13 protein-coding genes and 1 pseudogene are annotated in these 15,968 nt (G+C 46.1%); 7 read left to right on the forward strand and 7 right to left on the reverse strand.

The window, feature by feature from the left end:
• Positions 1–209: 209 nt before the first annotated feature.
• The 5 genes and pseudogenes from KT99_RS07955 to tnpC all read left to right on the forward strand — a co-directional run bounded on the left by KT99_RS07955 (position 210) and on the right by tnpC (position 4,030).
• Positions 210–1,286: a DUF3083 family protein gene (locus tag KT99_RS07955; protein WP_005498768.1), complete on the forward strand. Its 1,077-nt coding sequence runs from the start codon at positions 210–212 to the stop codon at positions 1,284–1,286.
• 89 nt (positions 1,287–1,375) lie between these two features.
• A pseudogene (locus KT99_RS20670) lies at positions 1,376–1,864 on the forward strand (transposase family protein); the annotation flags it as partial.
• A 78-nt stretch (positions 1,865–1,942) separates the two neighbouring features.
• Positions 1,943–2,266, forward strand: coding sequence for an IS66 family insertion sequence element accessory protein TnpA (gene tnpA / locus KT99_RS07965; protein ID WP_005498771.1), 324 nt, complete (start codon positions 1,943–1,945; stop codon positions 2,264–2,266).
• On the forward strand, positions 2,260–2,496 hold the full coding sequence (gene tnpB, locus KT99_RS07970; protein ID WP_005498774.1) for an IS66 family insertion sequence element accessory protein TnpB: 237 nt from the start codon (positions 2,260–2,262) through the stop codon (positions 2,494–2,496). The genes tnpA and tnpB overlap by 7 nt, the downstream gene beginning before the upstream one ends.
• Before the next feature lie 103 nt (positions 2,497–2,599).
• On the forward strand, positions 2,600–4,030 hold the full coding sequence (gene tnpC, locus KT99_RS07975) for an IS66 family transposase (protein WP_083804824.1): 1,431 nt from the start codon (positions 2,600–2,602) through the stop codon (positions 4,028–4,030).
• A gap of 744 nt (positions 4,031–4,774) precedes the next feature.
• Here tnpC and KT99_RS07980 read toward each other — a convergent pair.
• The 4 genes from KT99_RS07980 to KT99_RS07995 all read right to left on the reverse strand — a co-directional run bounded on the left by KT99_RS07980 (position 4,775) and on the right by KT99_RS07995 (position 10,008).
• The gene (locus tag KT99_RS07980) at positions 4,775–6,463 is read right to left on the reverse strand and encodes an NAD-dependent malic enzyme (RefSeq protein WP_005498779.1); all 1,689 of its coding nucleotides are present in this window, start codon (positions 6,461–6,463) and stop codon (positions 4,775–4,777) included.
• 189 nt (positions 6,464–6,652) lie between these two features.
• Positions 6,653–7,117: a DUF1456 family protein gene (locus tag KT99_RS07985; RefSeq protein ID WP_005498781.1), complete on the reverse strand. Its 465-nt coding sequence runs from the start codon at positions 7,115–7,117 to the stop codon at positions 6,653–6,655.
• Positions 7,118–7,171: 54 nt separating this feature from the next.
• Positions 7,172–8,644: a serine hydrolase domain-containing protein gene (locus KT99_RS07990; protein ID WP_005498783.1), complete on the reverse strand. Its 1,473-nt coding sequence runs from the start codon at positions 8,642–8,644 to the stop codon at positions 7,172–7,174.
• Between the two features lie 113 nt (positions 8,645–8,757).
• Entirely contained in the window at positions 8,758–10,008 is a 1,251-nt protein-coding gene (locus KT99_RS07995; protein WP_040571747.1) for an Nramp family divalent metal transporter, read from the reverse strand.
• A gap of 353 nt (positions 10,009–10,361) precedes the next feature.
• Between KT99_RS07995 and KT99_RS08000 the strand changes: the two genes are divergently transcribed.
• Both KT99_RS08000 and KT99_RS08005 read left to right on the forward strand, forming a co-directional pair.
• Positions 10,362–12,905: a TonB-dependent receptor gene (locus tag KT99_RS08000; protein WP_005498790.1), complete on the forward strand. Its 2,544-nt coding sequence runs from the start codon at positions 10,362–10,364 to the stop codon at positions 12,903–12,905.
• An 88-nt stretch (positions 12,906–12,993) separates the two neighbouring features.
• Entirely contained in the window at positions 12,994–13,617 is a 624-nt protein-coding gene (locus tag KT99_RS08005; protein WP_005498792.1) for a glutathione S-transferase family protein, read from the forward strand.
• Between the two features lie 148 nt (positions 13,618–13,765).
• Here the strand turns inward: KT99_RS08005 and KT99_RS08010 are convergent, their stop codons facing one another.
• From KT99_RS08010 to KT99_RS08020, 3 genes are all read right to left on the reverse strand, one after another.
• Entirely contained in the window at positions 13,766–14,266 is a 501-nt protein-coding gene (locus KT99_RS08010) for a DUF4447 family protein (protein WP_005498793.1), read from the reverse strand.
• A 127-nt stretch (positions 14,267–14,393) separates the two neighbouring features.
• Positions 14,394–14,795: an SMI1/KNR4 family protein gene (locus KT99_RS08015; RefSeq protein WP_005498794.1), complete on the reverse strand. Its 402-nt coding sequence runs from the start codon at positions 14,793–14,795 to the stop codon at positions 14,394–14,396.
• A gap of 306 nt (positions 14,796–15,101) precedes the next feature.
• The gene (locus tag KT99_RS08020) at positions 15,102–15,890 is read right to left on the reverse strand and encodes a RelA/SpoT domain-containing protein (protein ID WP_040571748.1); all 789 of its coding nucleotides are present in this window, start codon (positions 15,888–15,890) and stop codon (positions 15,102–15,104) included.
• Between the last annotated feature and the right edge of the window lie 78 nt (positions 15,891–15,968).

Below are 15,968 nucleotides of genomic sequence, written 5' to 3' on the forward strand. Positions count from 1 at the left end.
TATGTACTTATAACTTTAAGGGGGGCTTGTTTATTAACTTGAGTTTTTTGCATATTGATTTTAATAAATAAATCATAATCGAAGGGTATAATATTGCTAGCGGGTAAAAGCATGTTTTATCGCAGGGCTCTCTTAACAAATTGTCGTAACAGCTTATTGCTAGCATTAGCACCAAGCTGCACATGGTTCACTTATCACAAGGAATATATATGTCCCTTAGCCATCAGCAAAAAGTGTACATCCCCAAGGACGTTCGAAGCAATCAATACATCACTGCAGAAATCAAAGTAACGGATGCGTTGTTGGCCCATTACCCCGATCACAACACGTGTTATCAGACACTTAGTCACGCTATTTTCAATCTTGCCGAGCAAGAAGAGTTATATAACGTGCATGTGATCACTAACGATAAGTTACCCGTAGTGCGTTTTCACACCGAAGCGTATTGCTTCCCTACTGCAGAACAGATCATATTTTTCTATAATCCTGAGTATCATGAAGCGCAAAGTCTCCATAGTAAGGATGATTACCGAGCCCGAAAAATAAGGATTGTATTCTTAGCGACGGGTGAAGACATTCGTATTAATTCAGCTGATTTTCATATAAAAGTGCAGTCTTTCCTCGCGAAACTGATGCCTCAATTGCCAGAAAAAAATCTCACAATCAAAATCCGTGATCATCAACATCTCTCTTATGATCTGTTCGCTAAAGCTAAAGGCAACAAAGAGAGTTATGGATATAAGCTACGTTCAATCAGCGACAGATATAAAGCAAGAAAATGTCCGCTCCCAGAAGGACACGGTTCATTGTGCTATGTCACGGTAAAACTACCTCTAAGTCGTAAGCTTAAACGAGCTATGTTGCCAGAAGATACCAATGACTTTACGCCTCTGTATCAGAAGCTAGAAGATGCATTTATCCAAGCTACATCAGCTAAGCAACTTAAGCAGATTGCTATGGTGGCTAATGGGTTAACACCACTTGTACGCAACAGTAAATACGAACAAGTTGAGGGCACCGACGAAGTACAAATGCTCGGCTTTGACCCCAATGTAGAAGAGCAACAATTTATTCGCCATTGGGATGGTAACCACTTAGTCGAAACGGTGAATTTTACTATAGCCGCAGGAGTAAAAGACTGTAAGGATGGCGGTCTTGGCCGCTATTTGAATCGAGTTGAAGATGCGCTAAAGAACCTTACGTCTGAATTAGGGTTAGATAAATCACGCGAAGAACTCATTGTGCGGTTCCATCAACATATTAGCTATCAAAAACCGGCACTGTAAACCAATAAGCCCACGGCAAGATCATTATAAATTGAACTTTATGCTCAAGTAGCGATCAGATCACCAAATACTCTTTTTTGGTGATGTTAATGACTGCTACTTTTTTAAAACATTTTGATTCGATTGCGGATCCCCGTATTGAGCGTTGTAAAAAACATAACTTATTAGAGATTATTTTACTCGCTATAAGTGCGGTTATGTCAGGCTCTGAAGGATGGGAAGGCATTGAAAACTTTGGACATCTAAAGCTTGATTGGCTTCTTCAACATCGTCCTTTTAAAGCAGGTATTCCTCGGCATGACACTATTGCCCGTGTTATCTGCCGATTAAAAGCGGATGAAAAAGAGATAGCAAAGCTAATCGTTAAGCAAAAGGCTGATTATATTCTAGCGCTTAAAGGTCATCATTCTGGTCTACAGGGTGAATTAGAAGCTTGGTGGCACAAGTGCCAGCGTGAAGGTTTTACAGCCGATAATTTTGATGAACATACGACCATAGACAGCGGTCACGGACGAATTGAAACAAGACGTTGTCAGCAAGTGCTGGTTAATAAAAGTTGGTTAAATAATAAATATCGTAAGCGTCCGGGCAAGTACAACTTCAACAGATTTCATTGATCCGCCATATTAACTCCTGACTATTTATCAGGAGTTAATATGGCTAAACGTTCTCATCAAGATTGGGCTGCTTTGATAAAACAGCAGCCCGCCAGCGGCTTAACTATCACGGCTTTCTGTCGTCAGCATAAGTTCAGTATCAGTACCTTTTATGCCCGTAAAGCCAACAAGGCAAAAATAAAAACGGTCATGCCTTTTGCTAAAGTAACGCTGGCTCCGACAACAGCGGTAACGCCTCAAACTCAACTTTGTGATGCGCAACAGATGATACGTTTACAGCATCAAACAGGGGTATGGACCTTCCCAAGCTCGTTGCCAGCAAATTACTTACTTGAAATTATAAAAGGCCTGCAAGCATGTTGATGTTTCAGCAGCTTCCTAGTATTTATCTGCATAGAGAGCCCGTGGATTTTCGTAAGTCGATAAATGGCTTGGCCATCATCGTTGAGCAACAACTGTCGCTAGAGGCCACCGACGGCAGTGTGTTTATTTTTTGCAATAAAAGCCGCGATAAATTAAAAATATTGTACTGGGATAACACAGGGTTTGATGTATTGGGACACCGTCAAGTTAAGGGCTTGAGTTACAGTTGATTGATCGCTATTACGTATGCAGTTTTCGATGATTAGATCACTGCATTAGCCTTATTCTGGATGACATTTGATATAATCACCCCATGATAACCTACCCAATGATATTGATTTGCTTAAGCAATTATTGCTTGAGGCAAGTCAACTTGTGGCGTCACAATATTCGGAAATCGCCGAGCTTAAACAGTCTGTGCAGCGGTTGTTGGAGCCATTTCGCTTAGCGCAACAGCAACGCTTCGGGGCCAGCAGTGAAAGCCATAATTATCAAGGTGAGTTATTTAACGAAGCTGAAGTCACCCTTGATGAGCCAGAAGAATCAACGGCAGATGATGTGTCTGTTTCCCCTAAGAAACGTGCCAAGCGTAAGCCTCTGCCTAAAGACCTGCCTCGTGAAATTATCACCCATGATATTAGCGAAGCGGATAAACAGTGTGCTTGTGGTCATCAGTTGACCTTGATGGAGCAAGATAGCAGCGAGAAACTTAAGTTTGTTCCCGCACAAATCAGTGTCATTGAGCATGTTAGGTTAAAATACAGCTGCAAGCATTGCGACACTAAAGGGACGCAAGCTAACATCAAACAAGCCCCCGTGCCTGCTAGTCCAATTCCAAAAGGTTTTGCCACGCCAAGCCTATTGAGCCAGCTCATCACCAGTAAATATCAGTACGCCTTACCGCTTTATCGACAAGAAACTTTATTTAAACAGTATGGTATCGAATTAAGTCGTCAAACGATGTCAGACTGGATGATGAAATCAGCCGCCTTGTTTAAACCCTTATATGATTTACTGCACCAACACCTATTAACGCAAGGTGTACTGCACGCCGATGAGACCACGCTCAAAGTGATTAACGATGAACGGGTGAAATCCTACATGTGGGTCTATTGCTCAGGTGCGGATAGGCCGAGTCTCGAGCCTAGATATAAAGGTGTAAACAGCATCGTTCTGTACGACTATCAAGACGGTAGCCGCGCGAGCACTTGCGTGAGTGGTTTTCTTGCCACTGAGCACACCGTGTTTAATGGCTATTTACAGGTCGATGGCTATGCGGCTTACCAACGGGCCAATGACAAACTTGTGGGTTGTTGGGCACATGCGCGGCGTAAATTCAAAGTTAAAGAACGGCTGTATTTTAGGCGTACGCATTCAAGCGCCCAACTGGCGACATTGAAGCAATGGCTGGATAAATCGGTGCAACAAGTGTCGAAGCAAAGTGCCTTGGGTCGAGCCATCCATTACACTATCAATCAATGGCCAAAGCTCAGCCGTTACCTAGAAGATGGTCGACTCAACATTGACAATAATCGCGCCGAACGCGCAGTAAAACCGTTTGTGATAGGGCGTAAAAACTGGTTGTTCAATCACAATCACCGCGGTGCCGAGGCCCGTGCCATTTTGTACAGCATAATAGAAACCGCTAAAGCAAACGGCCTAACACCGTTCGATTATATCGAACACTGCTTGGAGCAACTCTCTCACCCAAACTGCGACCTCAGCAGCCTCTTGCCCTGGCGCGTCAAACTCGGCAAGGCGTAGTTCGCCGGACGCTTACAGTAAAACTACCTCAAGTTCATTCTTAACTAACATGCTTTGGGCAAAATGAGTTACAGCATGCTAGCAATCAAGCTCAAATTGAAGAGACCCCATTCTTGTAGAGCAGCCAGTGTAATGCGGCTGCGAGCTTCGATTTCAGGGTGAGGTATCATGAAGTGATACGCTTCGAACGAGAGGCTGGGTGAATATGGCATAGCCATAAGCTCATGAACGAGAAGCATGGTGAATATGGTATAGCCATGAGTCTATGAACGAGAAGCATGGAAGCTGAACTGGCCTTTTTATATGGACATAATTAGCTGAACTGGCATTTGTATATGGACATATTTTGCCGAACTGGCCGTTAAACAAGGACGTTGTTTGAAATCGCAGAGTCCACACGGAAGATTCTTATAAAATCAAGAGCCGGCGACTCGCAGAACCTTCTCGAAATAAAGAGTGCACATACCCCGCTGGCCAGGCGATAGATAACTATGAAGTTATGATCTTCAATGACATATTCCAACAGCAAAGGTCACTGGATTCCGGCTCAAAAGATCTGCCGGAATGACGAGAGGTAACGACCCAGACAAAATAAACCAAGGTGAAAATGTAATCAGCCTTCATTCTAAGGCAGCAATTTCAAGGCAATAAAAAAGCTACCAGTATCAACTGGTAGCTTTAAGCTATTCTCGAATCTCGAACTTGGATCCTGAAACAAGTTCAGGATGACGAGCTAGAGAAGCGTTAGAACGAAGTTCGCTTGTAACGTCGATACTCTGCTGTCCAGAAGTTAGCTTCGATAGACTGTTTGAGCAGCTCATCGGTACATGGCAGTGCATGCCCTTGCTCGATCGCGACTTTGCCTACGGCGAAGGCGATGTGTTTGCTGACACTGTGGATCTCTTCCAGTGCCGGCAACAGAGGTCCCTCGCCATTGATGGCAAGTGGTGAGCATTCGGCTAATGCACGGCTCGATGCCATCAGCATCGCATCACTGACGCGTTTAGCGCCTGAGGCGAGTACACCTAAACCGATACCGGGGAAGATATAGCTGTTATTACACTGAGCTATCTCGAAGGTTTCATCATTGACGACTACCGGCTCGAATGGACTGCCTGTTGCGACAAGCGCTTGGCCATTGGTCCAATGTAGCACGTCTTTGGGGGTAGCTTCGACGCGGCTGGTTGGGTTCGATAGCGGGAAGATGATTGGACGAGAGCAGTTTTCATGCATCGCCTTGATGATCTCTTCGGTGAATAATCCTGGTGCACCGGATACCCCGATAAGTACTGTCGGCTTACCGTTCTTCATCACATCCAGTAGTGAGATGTTATCACTGAAGTTATCCCAGCCTCTTACATCATCACACTTCTGCGCCAGTTTCTGTTGGAATGGCAGTAGATTAGGCATGTTGGCTTGTAGCATGCCCCAGCGATCGACCATAAATACTTGTTGGCGAGCCTGAGTATCTGAGATCCCTTCCGAGACCATCTGGGCCACTATGGCTTCGGCGATGCCGCAACCGGCTGAGCCTGCCCCTAAGAAGGCGATACGTTGCTTATTCAATTGAGTTTTAGCGGCTTTACAGGCGGCGAGGAGTGAGCCGACGGTGACGGCAGCGGTGCCTTGAATATCATCGTTGAAGCAGCAATATTGATCCTTGTAACGCTCAAGCAGAGGCATGGCGTTCTTTTGGGCGAAATCTTCGAACTGGATCAAGGCGTCTGGCCAGCGACGGTTAACCGCCTGCATGAAGGCTTCGACGAAGTCTTTATACTCTTCGCCGCCGATGCGCTGATGACGCCAGCCCATATACATGGGATCTTCTAGCAGATGCGGGTTATCTGTACCCACATCTAAGGTGATTGGTAAGGTATATGCTGGGCTGATACCGCCACAACTGGTATACAGAGACAGCTTACCAATAGGGATGCCCATGCCGCCGATACCCTGATCGCCCAGACCCAGAATACGTTCACCGTCGGTGACAACGATGATCTTCACCTTTTGACGAGTCGAGTTGTTGAGAATATCTTCGATACGTTCTTTATTCGGGTAGGAGATAAACAGGCCGCGGTTACGGCGATACTCCTTAGAGAAGCGCTCACAAGCCATACCCACAGTTGGGGTGTAGATAATAGGCATCATCTCGGTAATGTGGTTCTGCAGCAGACGGTAATAGAGTGTCTCGTTGGTGTCTTGAATGTTTCTCAGGTAGATGTGTCTGTCGAGATTATTGGTAAAGTTAGTGTACTGATCATAAGCACGAGACGCTTGCTCTTCTATGGTCTCGATGACATGGGGAAGTAGGCCTTCGAGATTGAAAAAAATGCGCTCTTCATCGGAAAATGCACTGCCCTTGTTAATCAGAGGGGCTTCGAGAATCGCAGGTCCTGCAAAGGGAAGGTAGAGCGGGCGTTTATGATCGTCCATTGGTAACCTTATTTGATAAATCTAGTTATGGATGCTGTGAGTCTGGCAAGATTATCACAAACGTGATCTTTGTTCTGTTTTTAAACTATTTTTACCTCTTTTTACATTTTATTTTGTTTTGTTTAAAACAAAAAAGCACAGCCTGAGCCGTGCTTTAGATAATCACTTCTTGATAGAAATTAGGTTGCGTTATTTACCACGATGCTTGACAGACAGGCCCGCGAGAAAGTTACGTAAAACCTGATCGCCGCACTCTTTAAAGTGCTTATGACCCGGTTTTCTAAACAGGGCACCGAGTTCTGATTTAGACATGTTGAAATCGGCCAGAGCTAATGTGCTGATGATGTCATCTTCACGCATCTCCAGGGCAACTCTTAGCTTCTTGAAGGTAAGGTTGTTGTTGATCTGCGATACCGGCTCAGGGATCTCGGCGCCTTCTCTCAGGCCACGCTTCTCTATGATAAGGCCATCAAGGAACTGACACATGGTCTTGTCGTTACAAGGCTGGTAACCTTCCTCTTCCTCTTTCTTTAGCATGTTAAGAAGAAGCTCTTGTGACACTTCGTGATTTACCTTGGCGAAGATTTTGATCATCTTGGCATTTTGGTAATCGAACACGAAGCGTAGACGGCGTAAAATATCATTGTTAATCATTAGTCTTTATCTTTTTCTCGTTGATTCCGCGGCTGCGGGATCTTGTGGGTACGATTATATCTGAGTTTCTTTGTTAGCCTGGGATTTATTTGTACTGTCTATTTTATTTTTTGTGTCCATGAGCCTGCTATTTTCCAAGCTTTTACTATAGATAAGCGACTCTCTGATACTCGATCGTATCTGGTTATGCAGTTCAAATACCCGGTCGAGATCATTGAGGTTTAATGAGATATTTTCCAACATCACCAGATCCAGATTAAACTCGGGGTAATGGAGTGTCATCGACATATACCCTGGCAGGTAGCCGGTATGGCTATATTCTATGATGCCATCTTCTCGGCTGATCCTAAGGCCATAACCGTAACTCATATTCGGCCATAAGAATTCTATGTCGGTATGTGAGCTTGTCATTAACTGGTAACTCTGTGGGCTGATGAGTCTGCCCGAGTGTAATTTTCGCTGAAATGTAGCAAAGGCCTTAGCTGTGGCTATGACTCCACTGGCAGGGAGCACAGATTTGGTTACTTCGAGTCCGGAGGGAGCTAATATTCCTCCAGCTTCATTGAGCCCGATGGCGAGAGAGGGGGCGCGTTGACGTATGTTATCTATGGTGCCGACTTCGGCGTAGAGGCCCCCGAGTCTGTAAGCTAGCTTAAAATCGGCTATCTGTTGAGCCAAGGTTTGCTGGTTTACTCGTTCGAGGATCTCGCCTAAAAGGGAGTAACCCAAGTTGGAATATTGAAATTGGCTACCAGCCTCGAATCGATTCGGTTTGCCTAATTTACTGACTCCCGATGTGTGGCTCAGCAGGTGATGCAAGGTGATGCTTTCATTGTATCTATTAGGGGGGATGCTGGGTTTGTTTTGTGCCGACTCGATATCTATGCCGTAAATGATAGCGGACGAGCTGACTGCTTGTGATGAGCCGATTTTTTGTGACAAGAGCGCTAAGTCATTCTTTTCTGTCTGTTTGAGTTCGCTGTCAGCATCGAGGGCTATTGGGGGGGCAAGGATTGCTTCTGCTTCGAGGACTGTTTCGGGCTCGGGAGCTGTTGCAAATTTCGCATCGAAATCCTCATCTCGCTCAGACTCTGAGCCTGTATGATAATCAGCATCAGCATCAGCCTCAAGCATCTCGTCTTCGTCTTCGTCTAATGTCCTGTTATCGATGAGATAGCTATTGAGGGAGTGATTCAGATCTAGCTTGCCAGCATCCACGGCCTGCAAAATAAGCGTCGCGGTTATCTGTTTAGATAGAGAGGCGATGACGAAGCTGGTATTTTTGCTGATCCCTCTGCCCTTATTTATTGTAAGCAGTGGCTGGTTGTTTTTTAAGAGTAGGACACTGCCACTGAACGGCTGCAGAGAGGTGTCGATAGCCTGTTTTATGGTTACTTCTATTTCTTGTGGTGCGGCCACAGGCTCGCTGCGAGTTTGTCTATCCGAGCTATCTGACTGTACTTTCACATTTTTAAGCGATGGGAAATCGGCATAACTTGAGTGACTCAGTGTTAGTGCACTTAACACTAAGCAAGTTAATAGGAGGGTGTTTTGTCGGTGCATCCTTGTCCTTAACTGCATTTTATACTCACTTATTTTGTCACCAATCAGAAGATAAACACGAGTAAAAAACCGACCAACTAGGTCATGCCTAACATAGGCAGAGACTTCATCTTCCAGCCGTAGCGATCTGATTCTGCCAGAGACGAGCGGGTCATTGACTTATAGTTTAGCCAAGCAAAAATGACTGTGGTCATAAAAGCTAAGATCATCACAAATTCCAATAGAGGCAGCAGGGCTCCTTTAAAAAACCACACGATGCCTAAGCCAATGGCACTGATGCCTAGCATGACTCTGGTTAAGCCTGTTTCAGTGTCTTGGGTTTGAGTGAGTAAGCGCCAGCCCATATTCAGGGTGCGGCTGTAACCGTCGATGACGGTCACTGTGGTGCTGAAGATACACAATAGCGCTACGGTGCCGATCAGATAGCGTGATTCGCTGCCTAATACTTGGCTATATAGATCGATGAGTTGGCTGGCAAATTTAGCCCCAGATGCGGAAAACTGCTCGCCGCTGCCATGCATAACCAGGGAGCCCAGAGCGAGGAAGACGATGGCAAGAATTGCTGTTGTCAGGTAACCGAAATTAAAGTCGAAGATGGCTTGCTCTTTGGTTACATGGGTCGTTTTCTTCTTCTCTAACAGCCAGAGGGAGTTCCATGCACTGACTTCTATGGGGGCGGGCATCCAGCCCATCATGGCGACGAGAAAGCCGATATAACTCCATTGCCAAGGTGATTGAGAGATGAAATCTGGACTCATGACCGGCGGAGCATTGAAGGCCAATGCCACGGCAATGAGAGTGGAGATGGTGAGGCAGAGCATGATCACCTTAGTGAGTTTATCGAGCAGGGAATAGTGGCCGAAGATAAGCAGGGCCAGGCTAGAGAGTAAGACAATCAGCGCCAGTAGATCGATGGAGAGGGGGATGAACAGGGTCAGCATAGCGGCTGTTAGCATGGCGACCCCCGCTGTGCTGGCCACCGCGGCTATGGTGTTGAGACCAGTGAACAGCAAGAGATAGCCTCTGCCCTGTTTAAGGTAACCGTGAAGTAAACTTTCTCCTGTGGATGCCGTATAGCGAGCTCCGGCGGCGAAGAAAGGATATTTAAGCAGGTTAACCGCTAAGATAACCCAGGCCAACTGCCAGCCAAACTCTGCGCCGGCACGAGTCGAGGCGACGAGATGAGAGGCACCGATAGCTGCGGCCGCCATCAATAATCCAGGCCCTAATGCGCTAAGCAGGAATCTGGCTTTAGATAATGGATTTCCGGTGTTTGGTGAGCTATTTACACTGGTGTCAGTTTGCGGGTCATCTTGTGGTTTATCCATAGCATTCATTTTCAGTACCGGCTCCATCACTGGTTAATTGTTATTTTTATCTTTTAGTGGCTGTAGAATATGACACGCCTGATATGAAGATTAACAGAAGTTTATTAGGCAGAAGGCTGACAGTTTATTCGCTAAAGCTTAATTTATCTGGGAAATGCTATTTAGGCCATTAGTCATCTCTGCTCCTCTAGGCCATTTAGAGAGAATTTGTAACTCTTTATGTCTAAAGCTCTGATTTATTTGACTTCTCTAATTTAGGCATTAGGTTAGTACTTGCACGAGTAATCAGTAGTCTGATTGAAGTTTGTTGTAGTCAAGTGATTGAAAAATAATAATATCAAAGGATGATAACAATGAAGCAAGTAATAACACCTAGCCTGTGCGCGCTGGCTATCACCTCCTTGTTCGCTAATGACCTATATGCGGCAGCTGAAACCGTCGAACGTATAGAAGTGACAGGATCACGTATCAAACGTACCGATATCGAAGGGCCATCGCCTATTCAATCGATCAGTAGGGAAGACATTGCTAATATGGGGTTCGATAACCTGCAGCAATTACTCGAGCGTATGCCTGCTAACGGTGCTGGTGCCTTTTCAACGCGTGGTAACAGCCAAGATTCTACGGCAAATGGTGGTGCGTCTATCAGTCTGCGTGGACTCGGTCCAGATGCCACTCTTGTCTTGATTAACGGGCGCCGCGTTGCCGCCTCGGCTTTTGCCGAGGGCATAACCAATTCGTTCGTCGATATCAATAACATCCCTATATCAGCAATTGAGCGTATCGATATTCTCAAAGATGGCGCGTCTGCTATCTATGGATCTGACGCTATCGCTGGTGTGGTCAATATCGTGCTGAGGAAAGACATTGAGGGTTTGGAGATCAATCTGGGCTTCGGGGATGCCACAGGTACTGACTATGGCGAGCAGACTGCCAGCTTAGTCTGGGGGATAAAGTCTGAAAAGGGCAGTGCGTCGATTATCCTAGATTATTTTAAGAACGATACACTGGCCGCCAGTGAAATGGGGCGCTTCGGAACGGCGAACCAGAGTCCTTATGGCGGTGAAGATTATCGCTCATCCCGTGGTTTTCCTGGGTATTTCTATGTCGATGGTGTTAAGACTATCGATCCTGATTGTCCTGCTGATTCGGCAACTGCAAGCGGTAGCTGTCTGTTTGATTATGGCCCATACAACCTCACTATTCCTAAATCTGAGCGCGTAGGCGCTATCGGACAGTTCGATTATGACTTTAATGACGAATTGTCTGCTTTCCTTGAGTTTGCGGTGCAGCACAACACTTCTGAAGCGGGAGGTGCACCCACTCCTCTCGATGAAGATGCGGGTCTTACAGTACCAGGCACTTATCCTAATAACCCTTGGGGTCAAGATATCGAGATCGGTCGTTATCGTACCGTCGATGCAGGGGCTCGTCGCTGGGATATCGAATCTGACTCTATGCGTTTAGTGGTCGGGCTTCGCGGCATGATCAATGACTGGGACTGGGAAGTATCCGCCCAGAGAGGGCGCAGTAAATCCACCCAGACGGGTGATCGATCTCAGGGCTGGGTCAGAACCGATTATCTGCAAGCTGAGATCGATGCAGGCAACTATAACCCTTTCGGTGGCACCTATAACCCTCAAGATGTCATAGACCGCATCACCACGAGCTTAGTGCGCCAAGGTGAATCTAATATCACTTCATATGATGCCAGTATTACCGGTCAGGCATTTACCCTTGGCGGTCGAGACATCATGATGGCCGCGGGCGCTGAATATCGAGAAGAAGATGTCAGCGATGTACCCGATGAGCAGTTCCGCAGGGGGCTGATTTTCGGTACCGAAGCCGTTTCGGCTCAGGGGGCTCGGGATCAGTATGCGGCTTATGTGGAGTTTTCTATCCCCTTAACCGATAGCTTCGAATTACAGCTAGCGGGTCGTTACGATAATTACAGTGATTTTGGCTCGACTATTAACCCTAAGGTCGCGTTCCAATGGGGAATGACAGAAGATCTTACCGCTCGAGCCTCTTGGTCAACAGGTTTTAGGGCGCCTTCTTTAGCTCAGATAGGTTTAGGTCCGTCAGAGGAGAGTAACTTTTTTATCGATAAATATCGCTGTGCTGCAGATGGTGTGGATTGTGAATTACTGGACTATAACACGGTATTTGCAGGTAACCCTGACTTGGAAGCAGAAGAGTCAGAAAGCTGGAACGTGGGTATGATCTGGGCTCCTAGTCAGCAATTCGATCTGGGTGTTGATATTTTTAGCATCGTCCAGGATAACAAGATAGACAAGTTACTGCTGAGTGACATTTATGACGCAAATTGTGACGACCAAAATAGCAGTATTTGTGAACGCTCGGCTGCTCAGCCTGCTCAGAACTTGGGGCCAATCGATGTTATTCACTCAAGCTTCGTTAACTTAGGCTCTCAAGAAGTGCAGGGTATGGATGTTTCAGCCCATTATAGGTTGGAGCTGGATAGTTATGGCGACATTAAGTTTGGCTTAGAGTGGAGTTATTTACATAACTTTGAGAAAGATAATGGTGTCGAGTCCGTCGATTATACCGGTGGCTATGAGTATCCGGAGAACCGTTGGTTGGCGACAACAAACTGGATGAAGGATGATTTTGCCGCCAATGTTAACCTGAGCTATATCGGTGAGTTTGATGATTTCAATAAGACACGTACCGTCGAATCTCAACTTCTGGTGGATATGTCGGGCTCTTATCGCTTCAGCGAGATGTTCAAGTTTAGTGTCGGCGTGAATAACGTATTTGACGAGGGGCTACCATTCGCCATCGGTGATGGTGATGCCGACCTTTATGGTTATGCGATGGCGGTGCATAATCCCTTGGGTCGATATATTTATACCAAGCTGACGATGAAGTTTTAATCTTTCAAGTTAACTGAACTTGGGTATATTGTTAGGGCTACATTTAAGGTGTAGCCTTTTTTATTAGTCGTCATCAATGGGAGTGAGAATGATCAAGTTATATGGAGTACCCCGAAGTCGTTCACTACGCGTGTCATGGACCTTAGAAGAGCTGGGTTTGGATTGGCAGTATCACTATATTAACTTTGCCAAAGGCGATAGCCGCAGCCCTGATTTTCTTGCTGTGAACCCTTGCGGCAAGGTTCCCGCATTAGTCGATGATGAACTCGTGGTGACCGAGTCCGCGGCTATCGTGTTGCACCTAGCCGAGAAATATGGTGACAGAAAGCTGTTACCACAACCTGGCAGCGATGCCTCTGCTTTGCATCATCAGTGGGTGAGTTTTATCATCACTGAACTTGAGCAGCCGTTGTGGACCATAGGCAAGCATAAATTCGCGCTGCCCGAGGAGCTGAGGCAAGAGAGCATGTTGCCTGTGGCTAAGTGGGAGTTCGATAAGGCGGCAGCCATTGCCGAGAATTGGCTTCCCGAGTCTGATTTCTTGCTAGGTGATGAGTTCAGCGCCGCCGATATCTTACTGGCACATACTTTAGTGTGGGCGACGCGATTCGAACAGACCATTCCGCCTAAATTAGCGGCCTACCGTGACAGAGTCTCTAAGCGACCAGCCATGGTTAAGGCACTGGAGAAAGAGATGGCTGGTGCAGAGTAACATTTAGCTAAAAATGCTTATGAAGCGTATGTTTGAACCATCTCTTGAATAGAGAGCGCTTAAAAAGAGAAAAGCATCGATTTAGATGCTTTTTTCATTTACGCTTTTCGAACCTCGAACCTCGAACCTCGAACCTCGAACCTTGCAACTATATCTGTGTCGCCGCCCATTTCGCTCGGATCTCACGGCTCTCTTTTAAGTCTTCTTTCTCGCGGTAAGCCTTGTAGGCTTCGACGTCGAGTGCCACCAGAGTCACGTCCACTTCAAGCACTAGCTTACACTCTTTCTTGATGCGCCAAGCTGATGTGCTATAAAGTTCGGTCAGTGGCAGTGAGCCTAAGAACTCAGAGTTATACTGAGCGTAGATGGCTTGAGTCGGATAGACGACAAAACTAAGGCGACGCTTAGGCTCTTGCTTGAATAGTTCTTCGATGCCATCACAGGTGTTGAGCACCTGCATCTCGATGATCTCATCGATCTCTGACAGTTTCTTCTGTGCCAGTCTCGATACGGGCTTTTCACCCGCTTCCCAGGCGATGACGTCGGCTTCACTGGCTTTGCTGAGTTCGCCTACCTGAGCCTGTGTCAGACCCAGAGACAGACGTAAAAACTTAATTTCGATGGCATTCAAGCCAGCATTGTTTGACATTATCTTTCCATAAATATTGAGTGTCTATACCAAGCCTTGTTCACAGTATTAGTGCTCGAAATACTCGTGCTCGGATAGATAAATATACTGACTTATAACTTAGGACTTAGAACCTAGGTACTGAGACTTAACTCTGCAACCAGACATGTTCGGCCCATTGCCAAAATGAATCCCAAGTTTCACTTTCGAGCTCATCTTCGCTCCAGAGCATGACCTGACCTTCCTGATCGATACAATAGAAGCTATTGCCCTGCTGACATATGGCGACGTATTCACGTGACATGCCGATTGACCAGGCATAGGCGGTCACTTCGGCAAGGTAGGTGTGGGAATATGGGTCGCTGGCGGTTACCGGCTCCAGGCTGCCGTAGATAACATCACTGGCATAGAGTAGATACTCCTTTAGCTCGGCAGGAAGAGGCATTAAAATCTCCTCTTCGACCACTACAATTTGTTCAAATGTAGCCAGTTCTAAAGGGGTTGGAACGGTTTCACTCAATTCCTGAAGTTGCTCTATGATCTCGTGCATTGTCTCTTCGCTGATTATAAGTTTATGGGCTCAAGTATATCTTGTCTGAGTGGGCATTGTTATACCAATCGAGATAAAGCTGTGGTCACTGAGCGAGAATTTAGCGCTGCCGAGGCCAGAACATTAATTGATCCTCGGTAACTGCTCCATGGGTTACTCTCGATAATAGCTCCCGCATTATTCTACCTTCGTCCATTCTTGGTCTCGTACCTCCTATATCCATATCGTCGTGCATAAATGATATCCACAACATATATGTTGTTCGCAAGGCGTGGGAACATAGTTCTTCTACGTTTACGCCGTGATTTAGGCGACCGATGCGCTGATTAAGTTTGCTGCATCTATGCGTTTATATTGTAGCCAAGCTTTGTGATATTGCTTGTGGGACACTTGGCGAAGGCGTGTTATCTGAGCCTGCTCAATATCGTTTAACTCCCGGCCTTCACTCATGGCTGTCGTTTCTATGGCTTGTACTCGTTCATAAACCTGATGTTCGGCACCATTTTTGATGTTAGCTATCTCACTTAAGTGCAGTTGAACTTCGGCTATCATCTGCGATTTAGGTAGTCTGATGAGCACATTGAGATCCCGGTATCCTGAGTCTTTAGGTGAGGCGAAGCGGTTCTTGACCTTGATGACTTGAGTCTGACCGGTTAAGGCCTCATAGGCAGCGACCAAGTCATGGATATTGTTAGTTACTATGCTGGCTCGGGCAAGGTCGGTGAGTAGACTCGCATCACCATTAAGTTTACTACTGACCTTGTCGCTGGCTCTGGAATAGCTCTTAATTCCTGGAACTTGTGTTTCAATCTGAGTACCCGTTGAGATCTGCATTAAAATTTGCGCCAATTCATCCTGAGCCGTTTGCGCCTGAGAGTAGAGGGCGTCGAGATCTGTACTGGTTTGTCTGGCCGGGTGGTATTCGAGGCTTGATATCGATGTGAGTCCTGAGAGATCTTTACTGATGGCTTGCCTGACTGCATAGCTATCACTCTTCTCTTTAATATTGGACTGAAATTCGTTTGTGGCAGCAAATCCTGTCCGGGTGGACAACAGGAGTAGGAAAATAAAGAAGGTGCGGAACAAGCGATTCATACTATTTATCAACATCAAATTAGCCTCATTTTTTGAAAAAAACACGAAGTAAACTAAACGATGCATTCAATTTATGCC

The organism is Shewanella benthica KT99 (assembly GCF_000172075.1).
GTDB classification, from domain to species: domain Bacteria; phylum Pseudomonadota; class Gammaproteobacteria; order Enterobacterales; family Shewanellaceae; genus Shewanella; species Shewanella benthica_A.